16 protein-coding genes are annotated in these 15,067 nt (G+C 75.5%); 8 read left to right on the top strand and 8 right to left on the bottom strand.

What is annotated here, in order from left to right:
• Positions 1 to 116 precede the first annotated feature (116 nt).
• Together LWC35_RS20840 and typA are read right to left on the bottom strand one after the other, a co-directional pair.
• Positions 117 to 1,466: an ABC transporter family substrate-binding protein gene (locus LWC35_RS20840; protein WP_232871847.1), complete on the bottom strand. Its 1,350-nt coding sequence runs from the start codon at positions 1,464 to 1,466 to the stop codon at positions 117 to 119.
• A gap of 103 nt (positions 1,467 to 1,569) precedes the next feature.
• Entirely contained in the window at positions 1,570 to 3,462 is a 1,893-nt protein-coding gene (gene typA / locus LWC35_RS20835) for a translational GTPase TypA (RefSeq protein WP_232871850.1), read from the bottom strand.
• Between the two features lie 126 nt (positions 3,463 to 3,588).
• Between typA and LWC35_RS20830 the strand changes: the two genes are divergently transcribed.
• Positions 3,589 to 3,729, top strand: coding sequence for a hypothetical protein (locus LWC35_RS20830; protein WP_232871851.1), 141 nt, complete (start codon positions 3,589 to 3,591; stop codon positions 3,727 to 3,729).
• Positions 3,730 to 3,913: 184 nt separating this feature from the next.
• On the opposite strand, the gene LWC35_RS20825 is transcribed toward LWC35_RS20830, so the two are convergent.
• The 4 genes from LWC35_RS20825 to LWC35_RS20810 all read right to left on the bottom strand — a co-directional run bounded on the left by LWC35_RS20825 (position 3,914) and on the right by LWC35_RS20810 (position 8,358).
• Complete coding sequence (locus LWC35_RS20825) at positions 3,914 to 4,912, bottom strand: endonuclease domain-containing protein (protein ID WP_232871846.1); 999 nt, start codon at positions 4,910 to 4,912, stop codon at positions 3,914 to 3,916.
• 523 nt (positions 4,913 to 5,435) lie between these two features.
• The gene (locus LWC35_RS40385; RefSeq protein ID WP_308194615.1) at positions 5,436 to 6,287 is read right to left on the bottom strand and encodes an NUDIX domain-containing protein; all 852 of its coding nucleotides are present in this window, start codon (positions 6,285 to 6,287) and stop codon (positions 5,436 to 5,438) included.
• 25 nt (positions 6,288 to 6,312) lie between these two features.
• Positions 6,313 to 7,671 carry a sensor histidine kinase gene (locus tag LWC35_RS20815; protein ID WP_232871845.1) on the bottom strand — a complete coding sequence of 453 codons (1,359 nt, stop codon included), beginning with the start codon at positions 7,669 to 7,671 and terminating at the stop codon, positions 6,313 to 6,315.
• A 3-nt stretch (positions 7,672 to 7,674) separates the two neighbouring features.
• Positions 7,675 to 8,358 (bottom strand): response regulator transcription factor, encoded by a 684-nt coding sequence (locus LWC35_RS20810; protein WP_232871844.1) that lies wholly within the window; start codon positions 8,356 to 8,358, stop codon positions 7,675 to 7,677.
• A 136-nt stretch (positions 8,359 to 8,494) separates the two neighbouring features.
• On the opposite strand from LWC35_RS20810, the gene LWC35_RS20805 reads away from it, so the two are divergent.
• Genes LWC35_RS20805 through LWC35_RS20790 form a run of 4 tightly spaced genes read left to right on the top strand, consistent with a single transcriptional unit; the run spans position 8,495 to position 11,640 of the window.
• On the top strand, positions 8,495 to 9,520 hold the full coding sequence (locus tag LWC35_RS20805; protein WP_232871843.1) for a LolA family protein: 1,026 nt from the start codon (positions 8,495 to 8,497) through the stop codon (positions 9,518 to 9,520).
• 29 nt (positions 9,521 to 9,549) lie between these two features.
• Complete coding sequence (locus tag LWC35_RS20800; RefSeq protein WP_232871842.1) at positions 9,550 to 10,470, top strand: ABC transporter ATP-binding protein; 921 nt, start codon at positions 9,550 to 9,552, stop codon at positions 10,468 to 10,470.
• Positions 10,467 to 11,315, top strand: coding sequence for an ABC transporter permease (locus LWC35_RS20795; protein ID WP_232871841.1), 849 nt, complete (start codon positions 10,467 to 10,469; stop codon positions 11,313 to 11,315). The genes LWC35_RS20800 and LWC35_RS20795 overlap by 4 nt, the downstream gene beginning before the upstream one ends.
• Before the next feature lie 28 nt (positions 11,316 to 11,343).
• The gene (locus tag LWC35_RS20790; protein ID WP_232871840.1) at positions 11,344 to 11,640 is read left to right on the top strand and encodes a 4a-hydroxytetrahydrobiopterin dehydratase; all 297 of its coding nucleotides are present in this window, start codon (positions 11,344 to 11,346) and stop codon (positions 11,638 to 11,640) included.
• A gap of 3 nt (positions 11,641 to 11,643) precedes the next feature.
• Here LWC35_RS20790 and LWC35_RS20785 read toward each other — a convergent pair whose 3' ends face one another.
• A complete protein-coding gene (locus tag LWC35_RS20785; protein ID WP_232871839.1) occupies positions 11,644 to 12,240 on the bottom strand; it encodes a hypothetical protein in 597 nt (198 codons plus the stop codon).
• 149 nt (positions 12,241 to 12,389) lie between these two features.
• Between LWC35_RS20785 and LWC35_RS20780 the strand changes: the two genes are divergently transcribed.
• The 3 genes from LWC35_RS20780 (at position 12,390) to LWC35_RS20770 (ending at position 14,595) form a co-directional block, all read left to right on the top strand.
• Positions 12,390 to 12,875, top strand: a complete 486-nt coding sequence (locus LWC35_RS20780) for a TspO/MBR family protein (RefSeq protein ID WP_232871838.1) — start codon at positions 12,390 to 12,392, stop codon at positions 12,873 to 12,875.
• A gap of 172 nt (positions 12,876 to 13,047) precedes the next feature.
• Positions 13,048 to 14,127 (top strand): 3-deoxy-7-phosphoheptulonate synthase, encoded by a 1,080-nt coding sequence (locus LWC35_RS20775; protein ID WP_232871837.1) that lies wholly within the window; start codon positions 13,048 to 13,050, stop codon positions 14,125 to 14,127.
• Between the two features lie 39 nt (positions 14,128 to 14,166).
• Positions 14,167 to 14,595, top strand: coding sequence for an SRPBCC family protein (locus LWC35_RS20770; RefSeq protein WP_232871836.1), 429 nt, complete (start codon positions 14,167 to 14,169; stop codon positions 14,593 to 14,595).
• Between the two features lie 194 nt (positions 14,596 to 14,789).
• On the opposite strand, the gene LWC35_RS20765 is transcribed toward LWC35_RS20770, so the two are convergent.
• A complete protein-coding gene (locus tag LWC35_RS20765) occupies positions 14,790 to 14,993 on the bottom strand; it encodes a hypothetical protein (RefSeq protein WP_232871835.1) in 204 nt (67 codons plus the stop codon).
• Positions 14,994 to 15,067: the final 74 nt, after the last annotated feature.

The raw sequence follows: 15,067 nt of genomic DNA, 5'->3' as shown, positions 1-15,067 counted from the left end.
GGGGGGGGGGGGGGGGGGGGGGGGGGGGGGGGGGGGGGGGGGGGGGGGGGGGGTTGCCGCGGGTGTGCCCGGCGCGGTCGTCGGGGCCGCGCTCGGGGTGGGGGTGGCGGCGCCGCTCACCGAGGAGGGCGGTGTGTGGTCGTCGTGGTGGGCGGGATGGCGGCCACCGCCCGCTGGGTGAACAGGTCGGCCGCGGGCGGCGCGACGACCTGCACCTCGATCCCGGCGGCGCGCAGTTGGTCGGCCACGGCCTCGGCCACGTCGACGTCCGTGCCGCGCTCGGCGCCGGCGGCCACCACGATGCCGAGCGGGGTGTTGCCGAGGGCCCAGGCCCCGTCGGCACCGCGGGTGTAGCCGGCCTCGGTGAGCAGCCGTTCGGCGGTGGCGGGGTCGGGACGGGCCGGCGCACCCGCGGGGGCGGTCGCGGCGTACCCCTGCTGCGACGGGGCGAGGCCGAAGGCGTCGGCGGGCAGGGCGTCCGGCGCCACCGCGGCGCGGATCTTCTCGCGGTCGAGCAGCGCGCCGACGGCCTGGCGCACCCGCACGTCGGACAGCGGCCCGTAGTCCGAGCGCAGCGCGAGGTCCGTGACGGTCGCGCGCGGCGCGGGCGCGGTCGTGATCGCGCCCCCGAGCGGCGCGAGGGCCTTCGTGACCTCCGGCGCGGAGGTGGGCATCGCGACGTCGACGTCGCCGACGCGCAGCCCCTCGGCCAGGGTCTGCGGCCCCATCCGGCGCAGCACGATCTGGTCGAGGGTGGCGGGGGTGGCCCAGTACAGGTCGTTGCGGGCGAGGGTGACCTCGCCGCGCGCCCGGTCGACCGTCACGACCCGGAAAGGCCCGCCCGACGCGGGCAGCCCGCCCTGCAGCGCGCCGCTCCACGACCCGGGCGCGTCCTTGAGGATCTGCGCGGGCAGCAGCCCGCCGAACAGGTGCTGCCACTGCGGGTACGGCTCGTCGAACACCACGTCGACGGCCTTGCCGCCGGCCCGCGACCGGACGTCCGTGACGTGCCGGTACCCCTCGGCGTCGATCGTGCCGGGCTGACTGCGCATCTGCTGCCACAGGTACACGAAGTCCTCGGCGGCGATCGGCGAGTTCGACGACCACGAGGCCTGCACGTTGAGCTCGTAGCTCACCGTGAACGGGCTGGTCGAGGTGACCTCGGCGCTGGTCGCGACCGTGCGGTCGAGCTGCAGGGCACCGGAGGCGTCGGGCCGGAAGACCGACGGCAGCACCAGCGTGGACAGGGCCTGGGTGACGGGCGAGCGGTCGGCCAGCAGGTGCGGGTTGAAGCCCGCGCCGAGGTCGTCCACCCCGACGACGACCTCGGTCGCCCGGACGGCCGTCGGCGGGGGCGCCGGCTGCGGCGGGGCGGGCTGCACCACCGGGGCGTTCGTACACGCCGCGGCCAGGGTGAGCAGGCATGCGCCCAGGACGAGCAGCGTCCTGCGCCCCCAGCCGGTCACATGGCCTCCCCCGCCGCGCGGGCCGGGTGGCCCGCCTGCCCGCCATCGTCGCACCGGCGACGTGGCGCGGCGGTGTGGGGCCCGGCCCGGCGGGAGGAGAAGGTCAGCGCGAGACGCCGGCCGCGGCGGCCTTCGCCCGGGCGCGCTGCCGGCCGCGCAGGTGCGAGTCGAGCTCGACCTTGCGGATCCGGACGTTCTCCGGCGTGACCTCGACGCACTCGTCGTTGGCGCAGAACTCGAGGCTCTGCTCCAGGGTGAGGATCGTCGGCGGGGTGAGCTTGACCAGCTCGTCGCCCGTCGACTTGCGCATGTTGGTGAGCTTCTTCTCCCGCACGATGTTGACCTCGAGGTCCTCGTTGCGGGTGTACTCGCCGATCACCATGCCCTCGTAGACCTGGGTGCCCGGGCCGACGAACAGCACGCCGCGGTCGGAGAGCGCGTCGACCGCGTAGCCGGTCACCGGGCCGGAGCGGTCCGCGATCAGCGAGCCGCGCAGCCGGCTGGAGATCTCGCCGACCCAGGGGCCGTAGCCGTCGAACACGTGGCTGGCGATGCCCGCGCCGCGGGTGATCGTGAGGAACTCGGTGCGGAAGCCGATCAGACCCCGGGAGGGGACCCGGAAGTCCAGGCGGACCCGGTTCTCGCCGTGCACCATCTGGATCATCTCGCCCTTGCGGGCGGCGAGCAGCTGGGTGACGGCACCGAGCGAGTCGGTCGGCACGTCGATCGAGAGGTTCTCGAACGGCTCGTGCAGCTTGCCGTCGATCGTCCTCGTGACGACCTCGGGCTTGCCCACGGTGAGCTCGAAGCCCTCGCGGCGCATGGTCTCGACGAGGATCGCCAGCGCGAGCTCGCCGCGGCCCTGGACCTCCCAGGTGTCCGGGCGCTCGGTGGGCAGCACGCGCAGGCTCACGTTGCCGACCAGCTCGGCGTCCAGCCGGCCCTTGACCTGGCGGGCGGTCAGCTTCTGCCCCGGCTTCGGGTCCCGACCGACCAGCGGGGACGTGTTGATGCCGATGGTCATCGAGATCGCCGGCTCGTCGACGTGGATGCGCTCCAGCGGCACCGGGTTCTCCGGGTCCGCCAGCGTGTCGCCGATCATGACGTCCGCAATGCCCGCGACGGCCGCGATGTCGCCGGCCACGGCCTCCTCGGCCGGCACGCGCTGCAGGCCCTCGGTGCGCAGCAGCTCCGTGATCTTGACCCGGGTGACGGTCCCGTCCGCCTGGCACCAGCCGACCTGCTGGCCGCGGCGCAGCACACCCGCACGGACGCGGCAGAGCGCGATACGCCCGAGGAAGCTGGTCGCGTCGAGGTTGGTCACGTGCGCCTGCAGCGGCGCGGACGGGTCGTCCTTCGGCGCCGGGACGACGTCGAACAGCACGTCGAACAGGGGCTGGAGGTCCTCGGAGTCCGGCAGCTCGCCGTCCGCGGGACGGTTGCGGGAGGCGCGGCCCGCACGGCCGGAGGCGTAGACGACCGGCAGGTCGAGCAGGTGGGCGGTCTGGTCCTCGTCGAGGCCCAGCTCGTCGGCGAGCTCGAGCAGCAGCTCGAGGGACTCGTCGACGACCTCCTCGATGCGGGCGTCGGCCCGGTCGGTCTTGTTGACCACGAGCATCACCGGCAGGCCGGCCGCGAGGGTCTTGCGCAGCACGAAACGGGTCTGCGGGAGCGGGCCCTCGGAGGCGTCCACGAGCAGCACCACGCCGTCGACCATCGAGAGGCCGCGCTCGACCTCGCCGCCGAAGTCCGCGTGGCCGGGGGTGTCGATCACGTTGATCGTGACGCCCTGCCAGGTCACGGTGGTGTTCTTGGCGAGAATGGTGATGCCCTTCTCGCGCTCCAGGTCGCCGGAGTCCATGACCCGGTCGACCGGCTCGGCCCGCTCGCCGAAGGCGCCGGAGGCACGCAGCATCGCGTCGACCAGGGTGGTCTTGCCGTGGTCGACGTGCGCGACGATCGCCACGTTGCGCAGCGCGCGCACGCCGTCGGGCAGGCCGCGGTCGGCGGTCTGCGGGGCGTCGGCGAGCGCGGAAACAACTGAGGTCACGCTTCACGGTAACGCGCGAGAGGCCTGGACCTTCCCGAGTGGTGAGCCTAGGCTTCCCTCACGATGGCCAAGGTGAAGAAGAAGTGCTGCCGGTCGAAGCCGAAGCGGTGCAAGAGCTGCCCGGTCGTCCATCTGCGGCTGAAGAAGATCGACGCCCAGGGACTGAGCGGCAAGGAGTACACGCGCGCGGTCAAGGCCGCGCGCATCTACTGAGGTCGCGGGCCTGCGCGGGGGCGCGGCCGTCCTTCGTGGACGGTGCACCGCGCCGCGGGCGAGCGGTCCGTGGGAGGCTCTGAATCGTTCCCTGCTCGGACATCGCAGCGGTGTCCGGACCCGGCGGCGGCACGCCGGGAACCGATGACCAAGGTCACACCGTGATCCACGCCGCCGCCACCCGTCATCCGACCCTCCGGCCGAGCGTGACGGCGAGGCCGATCTCCCCCAGCACGGCGTCCGGCCGGCTCGCGAGGTCGTGCCACCGGCAGGTCAGCACCGTCCAGCCCGCCCGGGCCAGCACGCCGCGCCGCCAGAGCGTGCGCCGCCGCGCCTCCGCCCCGAGGGGGTGCGCCCAGCCCTCGGCCTCCACGGCCACCCGAGCCTGCGGGAACGCCACCGGCAGCACCACGCCGGCCGCCGGGTGCTCGGTGCGCCAGCCGATCAGCCGCGCCTCCCGCAGCCGCGACACCAGCAACCGGACGGCCGCCGACCCCGCACGCTCGGCGGTCGCGGCCAGCGCGGCGCGGGCCGCGGTGGCGCCGGCGGCGCCCGGGTTCCGCGTGTGGGCCCGCGCCACCTCCGCGAACCCGACGTGCGCCTGCAGCGCGCGGTCCAGGAACGGGCCGCCCGCGGCGCCCAGCTCGACCGCCGCCTCCAGCACGGTGAGCGGCAGCGCGGTGACCGGCACGCCGTGTCTGCTCGCGCGGTCGTCGCCGGCGAGGTCGCGGCGGCGGACGGCGACGCCCGGGCGGTTGCGGGGCGACCGGCGGCGCGGCACGGTCACGGCGATCTCGCCGCCGAGGGCCGGTGCCACGCCGTGCCACCAGGCGGCGGCCAGCCCGCTCAGCACCGCCTCGTCGCCGGCCCAGAGCACGGCGGCCCGGACCCGCGCCTCGTCGGTCAGCCGGTGGGTGCGGTCGAGGTAGACGCGCGGGTGCAGCGGGACCCAGTGCCGGCCCGCGAGCCTCCGGTCGATCGCGTCGGCGGAGAGGCCCGCCGCCCGCGCCTGGGCCCGCCCGATCACGCCCGCCTGGCGGCGGAGGAGGGCGGCGAGGGCGGCCCGGGCGGTGGGGTGGCCGGTGGGAGGGACGGGGTCGCCGGTGGGAGGGAGGGGGTCGCCGGTGGGAGGGATGGGGTCGCCGGTGGGAGGGACGGGGTCGAGGTGCGTGATCGGCTCCATGCCCGGTTTCGACGGAAGCCCGCCCGCCCCGGTTCCGTTCCCCCGAAGATCCGCACCATGGATCCACAACGCTCCCGCAACCGCCCCAGGAGCGCAGTAGGGATCCATAACGCTCCCGCAACCACCCCAAGAGCGCAGTAAGGATCCACAACGCTCCCGCAATTACCCCAAGAGCGCAGTAAGGATCCACAACGCTCCCGCAACCACCCCAAGAGCGCAGTAAGGATCCACAACGCTCCCGCAACCACCCCAGGAGCGCAGTAAGGATCCACAACGCTCCCGCAACCGCCCCAGGAGCGCGTCATGGATCCACAACGCTTCCGCAACCGCGCCGGGAGCGCAGTAGGAATCCACAACGCTCCCGCACCCGCCCCAAGAGCGCGTCATGGATCCACAACGCTTCCGGAACCACCCCAGGAGCGCAGTAAGGATCCACAACGCTTCCGCAACCGCCCCAAGAGCGCGTTATGGATCCATAACGCGCACAGAGCTGGGCTCCCGTGCCGGGGGATCCCTCCTGCGCTCACGTGGCGCGGAGGAGGGCCTCCAGGTCCGCGACCACGGCGCGGTCCGCGTCGACCCAGGCGACGGTGGGCAGTTCCCGTTCCCGCAGCCAGCGCACCGCGAGGTGCTCCAGCGCCTTGGGCTCCGGCGAGTCCGGGTGCAGCGCGGCGGCGTACATCCGGAGCACCAGGGCCCCGCCGGGCGTCGTCACGGGCAGGTCCGTGCCCACCCGCTCCCCCACCTCGACCTGCGCGGCGAGCTCCTCGGCGCACTCGCGGGCCAGCGCCTGCGGCTCCGACTCGCCCGGCTCGGCCCGCCCGCCCGGCAGCTCCCACCGGCCCCGCAGCGCGGCCGGCCGCGACCGCTGCGCCGCGAGCACCGCCCCGTCGCGCACGACCGCCGCCCCGACGACGGCGGGCGCCGCGGCCAGCTCCTCGGCCCGCCGCCGGTAGACGGCGGAGCGGGCGGCGAGCATGTCCCGCATCAGCCGGCGCACCAGGATCGCGTCCCCGATCCGGCCGACCACGCCGAAGGGCGACCGCCACCGGATCTCGTCCCGCATCACCGTCCCGTCCGGCCGGTCGGCGAGGGTCGTCGTGTGCACCAGGCCCTTCGCCAGGCCGCCGACCAGCTCGGACACCATCCCGTCGACGCCGACGGTCCGGATCCGCGAGCGGTAGGGCAGCCGGACGCCAGGAGCGAGCCGGGCGTCGAGCAGCACCTCGTCTCCGGGCACCAGCAGCCGGACGGCCGCGGAGTACCGGTGCCCGGCCTCCCGCAGCGACTCCTCGGCCGCCGCGCCGTCCCGCACCACGCCGGCGACCGCCCGGCGGGGCGCCGCGATCAGGGTCGAGCAGCTCTCCACGGGCACGACCGGGATCGTTCCAGACCGGCCCTCACGGTGCGGGCCAGCGCACCTCCAGCCGCGCCCCGCCCCACGCCGACGCGCCCGCGGACACCTCGCCGCCGCGCCCGCGCACCAGGGCCGCGACCAGTGCCAGCCCCAGCCCGGCGTGCCCACCGCCTGCCTCCTGGGACAGCCGGATGAACCGGTCGAACACGCGCACCCGGTCCGCCTCGGGGATGCCCGGGCCGTCGTCGGACACCGCGAGCCGGGTGACGCGGCCCGCCGGCAGCACCTCGATCCGGACGCGGGTCGCGGCGTAGCGGGCGGCGTTGCCGAGCAGGTTGTCGAGCACCAGCGCGACCTCGGCGGGCCCGGCCGCGGCCAGTGCGACGCCCGGCGCGAGCAGCTCCGGCGCCGGCCCGTCGGTGACCCGGTCGATCGCCGCGCGCGAGGCCTCGACCAGGTCGACGGGCTCCGGCTCGGGCCGCTGCCCGGCGTCGGCACGGGCCAGGGCCATCAGGTCGGAGAGCAGCCCGGAGAGCCGCTGGGCCTCGACCGCGACCTCGCGCAGGGTCTCCTCCGCCAGCGCCGGGTCCGGATGCGCCACCGCCACCTCGGCCTGCGCGCGGATCGCGGCGACCGGGGAGCGCAGCTCGTGGGCCGCGTCGCCGGTGAACCGCTCGAGCCGGGCGGCGGCGTCGTCCCGGCGGGCGAGCAGCGAGTTCATCTCCTCGGCGAGGGCGCGCAGCTCGTCGTGCGCCGCGGGGACCGGCAGCCGCCGTCCGGGCGGGAGCGCGGCGGCCGCCGCCCGCATCCGGTCGACGGGCCGCAGCGCCGCCCGCGTGGCCACCCAGGCCCCCAGCGCCACGACCGCCGCCGCCAGCAGTGCCGCCACGACGAACCCGACGGCCGCCCGGGCCAGCAGCGTCGCGCCGCCGACGAGGTCGCCCGAGGCGAACACCAGCCGGGTCGAGCCGTCGGGCAGGATCGCCCGGTCGGCCGCCCAACGGACGGCGGTGCCGTCGAGGAACACGTTCTCGGCCCGCCCGGCGGAGAGGTCGCGGACGTCGCGCGCGGTCATCGGCAGCGGCCCCCGCCCGTCGACCGGCGTGCCCGCGCTGTCGGTGATCCGGATCGACGGCGGGGTGGCCGGGTCCGCGACGGCCCCGCCCTGCTCCAGGCGCGTCACGACGACCCCGGCCTGCGTGTGGAGCTCGTTGTCCGCCGCCGCGATCAGCGTCGTGTACAGCAGGTTCACCCCGAGCCGGCTCAGCGCGAGCAGCGCGACGAGCGCGACCGCGCCGACCGCGGTGGTGATCCGGAAGCGCAGGGTCCGGCGCCGCCACCAGCCGCGGATCCGCAGGGCGCGCGAGCGCGCCAGGCCGCGGGCGAACCGGCGCCGCAACACCCGTCAGCCCGATCCGACGAGGTACCCGTGCCCGCGGACGGTGCGCAGCACGTGTCCCGCGCCGACGGCGTCGAGCTTGCGGCGCAGGTACCCCACGTAGACCTCGACGACGTTGCGGCTCGCGGCCTGCTCGTCACCCCAGACCAGGCGCAGCAGCTCGTCCTTGGCCACGGCGGTGTCGGGCCTGCGGGCGAGCGCGTGCAGCAGCTCGAACTCCCGCGGCGACAGCTCGACCGGCGCGTCCTCCCAGGTCACCGACCGCGACGACGGGTCGACGACGAGGCCGCCGAGCCGGACCCGCTGCCCGGAGCGGCCGAGCGCGGCGTCGCGGCGGCGCAGCATCGCCTTGAGCTGCGCCACGAGGACGACGAAGGAGAAGGGCTTGACGAGGTAGCCGTCGGCGCCCAGGTCCAGCCCGTCCGCCTGGTCGATCTCGCCGTCCTTGGCCGACAGCATCAGCACCGGGGTGTCGACGCCGGCGGCGCGCATCCGCTCGAGAACCCGGTAGCCCGAGAGCCCGGGCAGGATGATGTCGAGCACGACGGCGTCGAAACCGCCGGTCAGCGCGGCGCGCAGCGCGGAGTTGCCGTCGCCGACCGCGACGACCTCCATCCCCTCGGCGGTCAGCCCGCGGGCCAGCGCCGTGCGCACCCCGGGCTCGTCGTCCACCACCAACACCCTGGCCATCGTCGACAACCTACCGCCGGGCGCGGCCCCCGACCTCAGCTTTGCTGCCCGCCCCGCACGCCCCGCTCAGTCGACTCTCAGCGGCGGGGTGTCCGGTTGAGACCTCTCTCAGCCCCCATGCGTCAGGCTTACCGGCATGGCAGTGGGAACGGCAGGACGGCTCTGGGCCCGGATCGGGACGGGCATGGCGATCGCGGGTGCGGTCGGCCTGGGACTGGTGGCGATGCCGGCCGGCGCGGGTGCGGCCCCGAACCTGCCGCCGGTCTCCCCGGAGGACCTCGTGGCCTCCGTCGAGAAGGCGGACCCCGGACCGCTGAACGGCACCGTCGAGCTGGACAACGCGCTCGGCCTGCCCGCGATCCCGGGTGCCCCGGACCTCGCGAACGGCACCAAGGAGGCCCGCGTCTGGTCGGACGGGACGGGCAAGGGCCGGGTCGCGCTGCCGTCGGACCAGGGGGAGAAGACACTGGTGTCCGACGGGACTACCGCCTGGTCCTACGACTCCACGGACCGCACGGCCACGAAGAAGGCCGTCACGCCGGGCGAGCACCGGCCCGAGGCCGCGGACCCGACCCGCTCGGCCGCCGACGCGATCACCGAGCTGCGCACCACCAGCACGGTGACCGTCGACGGTACGGCGGAGGTGGCGGGCCGCCCCGCGTACGAGCTGGTCCTGGCGCCCAAGCCCACCGAGCGCACGCTGCTGCGCGAGGTCCGGATCGCCGTCGACTCGGAGAAGCGGATCCCGCTGCGGCTCACCGTCCTGGCCACCGGCTCGGCCGACCCGGCCTTCGAGGTCGGGTTCACCGACCTCACGTTCGGCCCGCAGGACCCGTCGCTGTTCACCTTCACCCCGCCGCCCGGCACCACCGTGAAGGACGCCCCGCAGGGCGACCGGACCCCGGGCGGGAAGCCGGCCGGCGCGGCGCCCACCGTCGTCGGCGACGGGTGGGACACGGTCGTGATCGCGAAGCGGCCCGCGCCGGAGCAGGCGCCGCAGGGGACGCCGGACCTGTCGCGGCTCGGCACCCCGGTCAGCGGGTCCTGGGGCAGCGGGCGCCTGGTCACCACGGCGGTGGCCAGTGCGATCCTGACCGACGACGGCCGGGTCGCCGCGGGCGCCGTGCCCGAGCAGGTGCTCACCGAGGCCCTGTCGAAGTGACGACCCTGCCCGTGCGGGAGGCTGCGCGGGTGACCGCCGCTCCCGCCGCCCGGGCCGTCGGCCTGCGGAAGGTGTACGGCCGCACGGTCGCGGTGGCGGGCCTCGACCTCGAGGTCCCCACCGGAGCCGTGCTCGGCATGCTCGGGCCCAACGGCTCCGGCAAGACCACCCTGATCCGGATGCTGCTCGGGCTGACCCGCCCCACCGCCGGGACCGCCGAGCTGCTGGGCCACCCGTTGCCCGGGGTCGCCGCCGCGCTCCCGCACGTCGGGGCGCTGGTCGAGGGGCCCGGGTTCCACCCGTTCCTCTCCGGGCGGGAGAACCTGCGCCGCCTGGCGGCCGCCGAACCGCTGCTCGACGCGGCCGCGATCCCGCGGGCCGTCGGCGCCGCGCTGGACCGGGTGGGGCTCGCGCACGCGGCCGACCGCCGGTTCCGCGGCTACTCGCTGGGCATGAAGCAGCGGCTCGGGCTGGCCGGGGCGTTGCTCGTGCCGCGCCGGCTCGTGGTGCTCGACGAGCCGACCAACGGCCTCGACCCCGCCGGCACCCGGGACGTGCGCGCGATCATCGCCGAGCTGCACGCCGCGGGCTCGACCGTGATCGTCTCGTCGCACCTGCTGGCCGAGGTGGAGGCGACCTGCACGCACGTCGCCGTCCTGCAGTCGGGCACGCTGGTCGCGGCCGGGGAGCTGCGGGGGCTGCTCGACGCCGGGACGGGCGGGCTCGTGGTCGTGACGCCGGACGTCGAACCGGCCCTGCGCGCCCTGGCCGAGGCCGGCGCGGTCGCCTCCCGCGACACCGGCGGCGAGCCCGGCGTGGTCGTGACGGACGGGCCGGAACCGCCCGAGATCGTCGCGCTGCTGGTGCGCGCGGGCGTCGCGGTGCACGAGGCGCGCCGGCGGCGGCCGCGGCTGGAGGAGTTGTTCGCGCAGCTCACGGAGGGGTCATGACCATCACCGCGGAGACCGGCCCTCCCACCCGCGCCGCCGCGCCCGTGGGCCGGCTGCTCGCGGCCGAGGTGCGCTGGGTGTTCCGGCGCCCGCGCACGCTCGTCACGCTCGGTCTGTTCGCCCTGATCCCGGTCCTCATCGCGATCGGTGTGGTGGTCGCCGACCGCGACGGCGGGGGCGGGCTGATCGGGGCGGTCGCCGGCAACGGGCTGGTGCTCCCGATCGCGGCCCTGACGGTCGCCCTCGCACTGCTGCTGCCGCTCGCCGTGGCCATGGCCGCCGCCGACGCGCTCGCGGGCGAGGCGGCCAACGGCACCCTGCGCGGGCTGCTGCTCGCCCCCGTCAGCCGGTTGCGGCTGGTCGGGGTGAAGGCCTTCGGGGTCCTGGTCGTGGCCGCGGCCGTGGCGCTGGCGATCGCCGTCGTCGGGGTGCTGGCGGGCATGGTGGTGGTCGGCAGCGCGGACGGCGGGATGGTCACCCTGTCCGGCACCACGCTCGGCCTCGCGGCCGGGCTGGCCCGGGTCGCGCTGGTCACGGTGTGGGTCGTCGGACAGCTGGCGGCGGTCGGGGCGGTGGCACTGGCGGTGTCGTCGCTGACCGAGCACCCGCTCGTCGTGCTGGCGAGCGTGCTGGGCGGCCTGATCGCGTTCGGGGTGCTGAGCGCGATCCCGGCCCTCGACTGGCTGCAGCCCTGGCTGTTGACCTCGGGCTGGTCGGCGGGAGCGGACGCGCTGCGGGACCCGATCACGCTCGACGCGATGGGGTCGTCGACGCTGCGTGCGCTCTGCTACGCGGCGATCGGCGTCGGGTTCACCCTCTGGCGCATGCAGCGCAGGGATGCCTGAGCGGGCCCGCTGCTCCATGATGGCCGGCATGGCCGAACTGCTGGACGACGACGCCGTCACCGCCGCACTGGCCGACCTGCCCGGCTGGCGGCGCGACGGGGACGCGATCGTGCGCACCGCCGAGCTGCCGAGCTTCCCCGACGCGATCACCGTCGTCGACCGGGTGGCCGAGGACGCCGAGGAGCGCAACCACCACCCCGACATCGACATCCGCTGGCGCAAGGTCACCTTCCGGCTCTCGACGCACTCCGCCGGCGGGCTCACCGCGAAGGACACCGAGCTGGCCGCACAGATCTCCGCGCGGATCGACGCCGCCGGCCGGTAGGGCTCAGGCCCGTGGCCCGGTGACCCGCAGGTCGGCGAGGAAGGACTCGACGAGGGTCGCGCCCGGGCCCACCGCGTAGCGCTTGTGCGCGGCCTCAGGGCCGGTCAGCAGATAGTCCGTGGCCGGGGCCGCGACCGGCCGGTCCGGCAACGACCGCGCGATCTCCGCCCCGTACACCGCCGCCGCGACCTCGGCGGCGTGCGCGACCGCAGCCCGGTCCGGCCGGCCGGCGAGCTCGCCGGCCGCGAGGATGCCGAGCCCCGGGCCGGGGTCGAAGCCGACGACCTCGCTGAGCGCGGCGAGCAGGTCGGCCGCCGCGGCGGCGGGCAACGGGCGGCGCAGGCCGAGCCGGTGCACCGGCACCGACCGCAGCCCGCACCGGGCGAGCGGACGCGTGTCCGCGTCGACCGCCACGAGGATCTCGACCTCCGCCCCACCGGCGAGGAGGTGTTGCAGGAGGCCACCGGCCTCGGCCAGCAGCTCGGCGCCGTCGACCGCTGCCACGACCACCCGCGACGCCCGCTCCAGCGGGGTCTCGGGGACGCGGTGGCGTCCGGTCCGCGTCGTCGCGGTCCCGGGCTCGCACAGTTCGCTGATCATCACCTGTCCAAGGGGCGAGGGCTCCACTCCGTCAATCGAGTGGCGCCGTGACGGCGTTATGCCTGTGGGTGCGAGGTGCGGCGAGCGGTTGCCGCAGCGGTGAGCGGTTCGTCGCGCGGAAATTCTCTTGATGGTCGAGACTATCGGGTATGGCCGTCCACGCGTCCCGGACCCGTCCGCCCGCCCTGCTCGCGCTGCTCGGGTTCGTCGCCGCGGTGGTGGTCGTCGCCGTCGTCGGCGGGCTCGCCTCGGCGTCCGCCTCCGAGCAGTACGCCTCGTTCCCGCGGCCGTCCTGGGCGCCGCCGTCGTGGCTGTTCGGGCCGGTCTGGACGGTGCTCTACGCGACGATCGCGGTGTCCGGCTGGCTCGTCTGGCGCCGGGCCGGGCTCACCGCGCCCGCCCACGTGGTCTACGCAGTGCAGCTCGTGCTGAACATGGCGTGGACCCCGCTCTTCTTCGCCGCGGGCCTGTACGGCGTGGCCTTCGCGGAGATCGTGCTGCTGTGGCTGTCGATCGTCGCGTCGGTCGCGCTCTTCGCCCGGCACAGCCGCGCCGCGGCCTGGCTGCTCGTGCCGTACCTGGGCTGGGTCACCTTCGCGGCCGCCCTCAACTACGCCATCTGGACGCCCTCCTGAGCACGGCTGCTACGGTGGTCGGCATGGCGCGCCGATACTGGTTTAGCGAGCCGGCCCGGGATGGGTCGGCCCGCAGCCTGCTGCGCTGACCCATCCCCACGAGAGCCGGTAACCACCTGGGCCGGCTCGGCGGGATCTCGACCGGGGCCGGTCCGCGAAAGGACCCACCCCCATGTCCCCCCTCGACACCGCCGCCGGCCCGACCGCTGCGGCCGCGCTCGACCAGCACCGCACGGCCCGGATCAGCCCGCTGCTCTCCCCCGCGCTGCTGCGCGACGAGCTGCCGGCCGACGACCGGGTCGCCGCGGTGGTGACCCGCGGCCGGGCCGACGTCGTCGACGTCCTCGACGGCCGCGACGACCGGCTGCTGGTCGTCGTCGGACCCTGCTCGATCCACGACCCCGACGCGGCGCTCGACTACGCGCACCGGCTCGCGGCGCAGGCGGAGCGGCTCTCCGGGGACCTGCTCGTGGTGATGCGCGCGTACTTCGAGAAGCCGCGTTCGACCGTCGGGTGGAAGGGCCTGATCAACGACCCGGGCCTCGACGGCAGCTTCGACGTCAACCGCGGTCTGCGCACCGCCCGCCGGCTGCTGCTCGACATCACCGCGCTCGGCCTGCCGGTCGGCTGCGAGTTCCTCGACCCCATCACCCCGCAGTTCATCGCCGACACCGTGACCTGGGGAGCCATCGGCGCCCGGACCGCGGCCTCGCAGGTGCACCGGCAGCTGGTCAGTGGGCTGTCGATGCCGGTCGGCATCAAGAACGGCACGGACGGCGACGTCCAGGTCGCCGTCGACGGCATCGGCGCCGCCGCGGCCCCGCACGTGTTCATGGGCATCAACCCCGACGGCCTCGCCGCCCTGGTGCGCACCACCGGCAACCCCGACGCGCACGTGATCCTGCGTGGCGGCGCGGCCGGCCCGAACTACTCCGCCGAGGACGTGGCCGACGCCCGCGCCCGGCTCGCGAGGGCCGGCCTGCCCGAGCGCGTGGTCGTCGACGCCAGCCACGGCAACTCGCGCAAGGACCACGTCCGGCAGGCCGAGGTGGTGCGGGAGATCGCGGAGCGGATCGCCGGCGGGGACACCGGCGTGACCGGGCTGATGATGGAGAGCTTCCTGGTCGAGGGGAACCAGTCGCTGGGCGGCGAGCTCGTCTACGGGCGGTCGGTCACGGACAAGTGCCTGTCCTGGGACACCACCGCGGCCCTGCTCGACGAGCTCGCCGCCGCGGTGCGCGCCCGGCGCTGATCCGGGATGGGCCGGGCGCCCGGCGGGTATCCGCCCCGTATGGGTGACTACGCACAGTCCACCACCGTGGCGGCCGAGCCCGACGCGCTGTTCCGGTACCTCTCCGACGTCCACCACCTCCCGGACTACTTTGCCGCCATGCGCGAGGCGGAGCCGACCGGCAGCGCCGCCACCGGTGACGTGCCGGGCGGCGCCGAGGAGGTGCACGTCGTCGCGGAGGTCGACGGCGAACGCAAGGAGGGCGAGGCCTGGTTCGACAGCGACCCGGCGCTGCGCTCGCTGCGCTGGGGCTCCGAGGGCCCGAACGGCTACCACGGCGAGCTGTCCGTGAACGCCGCGGCCGAGGGCTCGGAGGTCACCGTCACCCTCCACACCGAGCACGTCGACGGCGACCGGATCCGCGCCGGCCTCGAACACACCCTCGCCGAGATCAAGCGGACGGTGGAGACCGGCACCAACCCCACCTGACCCCCGGGGAGCAGGTCCGCCGCGACCGGGCACCCGACCCGGTCGGCAGGCCCTCGCCCGGACGGCCGCGACCACCGGCTGGGAGAAGGTGCGCAGCCACTCGGCGCAGCTCTGCGCGCCGAGCAGGGCGGAAGCAGCGCACCATCCGACGGGCCATCAGGACCGCCTCGTCGGCACGGCCGCATCCGCGCAGGTCAGGGCGGGTTCACCGAGCCCGCGGTCTGCACGACCTCGGCGGCGTCGCCCACGGAGCTCGACGCGCTGGTCCCCGCGCCGTCGTGGCGCCCGAACACCAGGGCGGCGGCGATCGCCACGATGGCGAGGCCGATCCGGCCGCCGTCGCCGCGGACGAACACCACGATGGCCGCGATCACGAAGATGCCGACGATGTACCTCATGGGCGAAGGGCTCCCCCGCCGGGAGCCGATCAATCCTTCTTCGCCAGGTCGGCGCCCGGTTCGACGGGTTTCGT

The sequence above is a fragment of the Pseudonocardia kujensis genome, from assembly GCF_021283305.1.
Lineage (GTDB): Bacteria > Actinomycetota > Actinomycetes > Mycobacteriales > Pseudonocardiaceae > Pseudonocardia > Pseudonocardia kujensis.
This window is presented reverse-complemented; position numbering and strand designations above follow the sequence as displayed.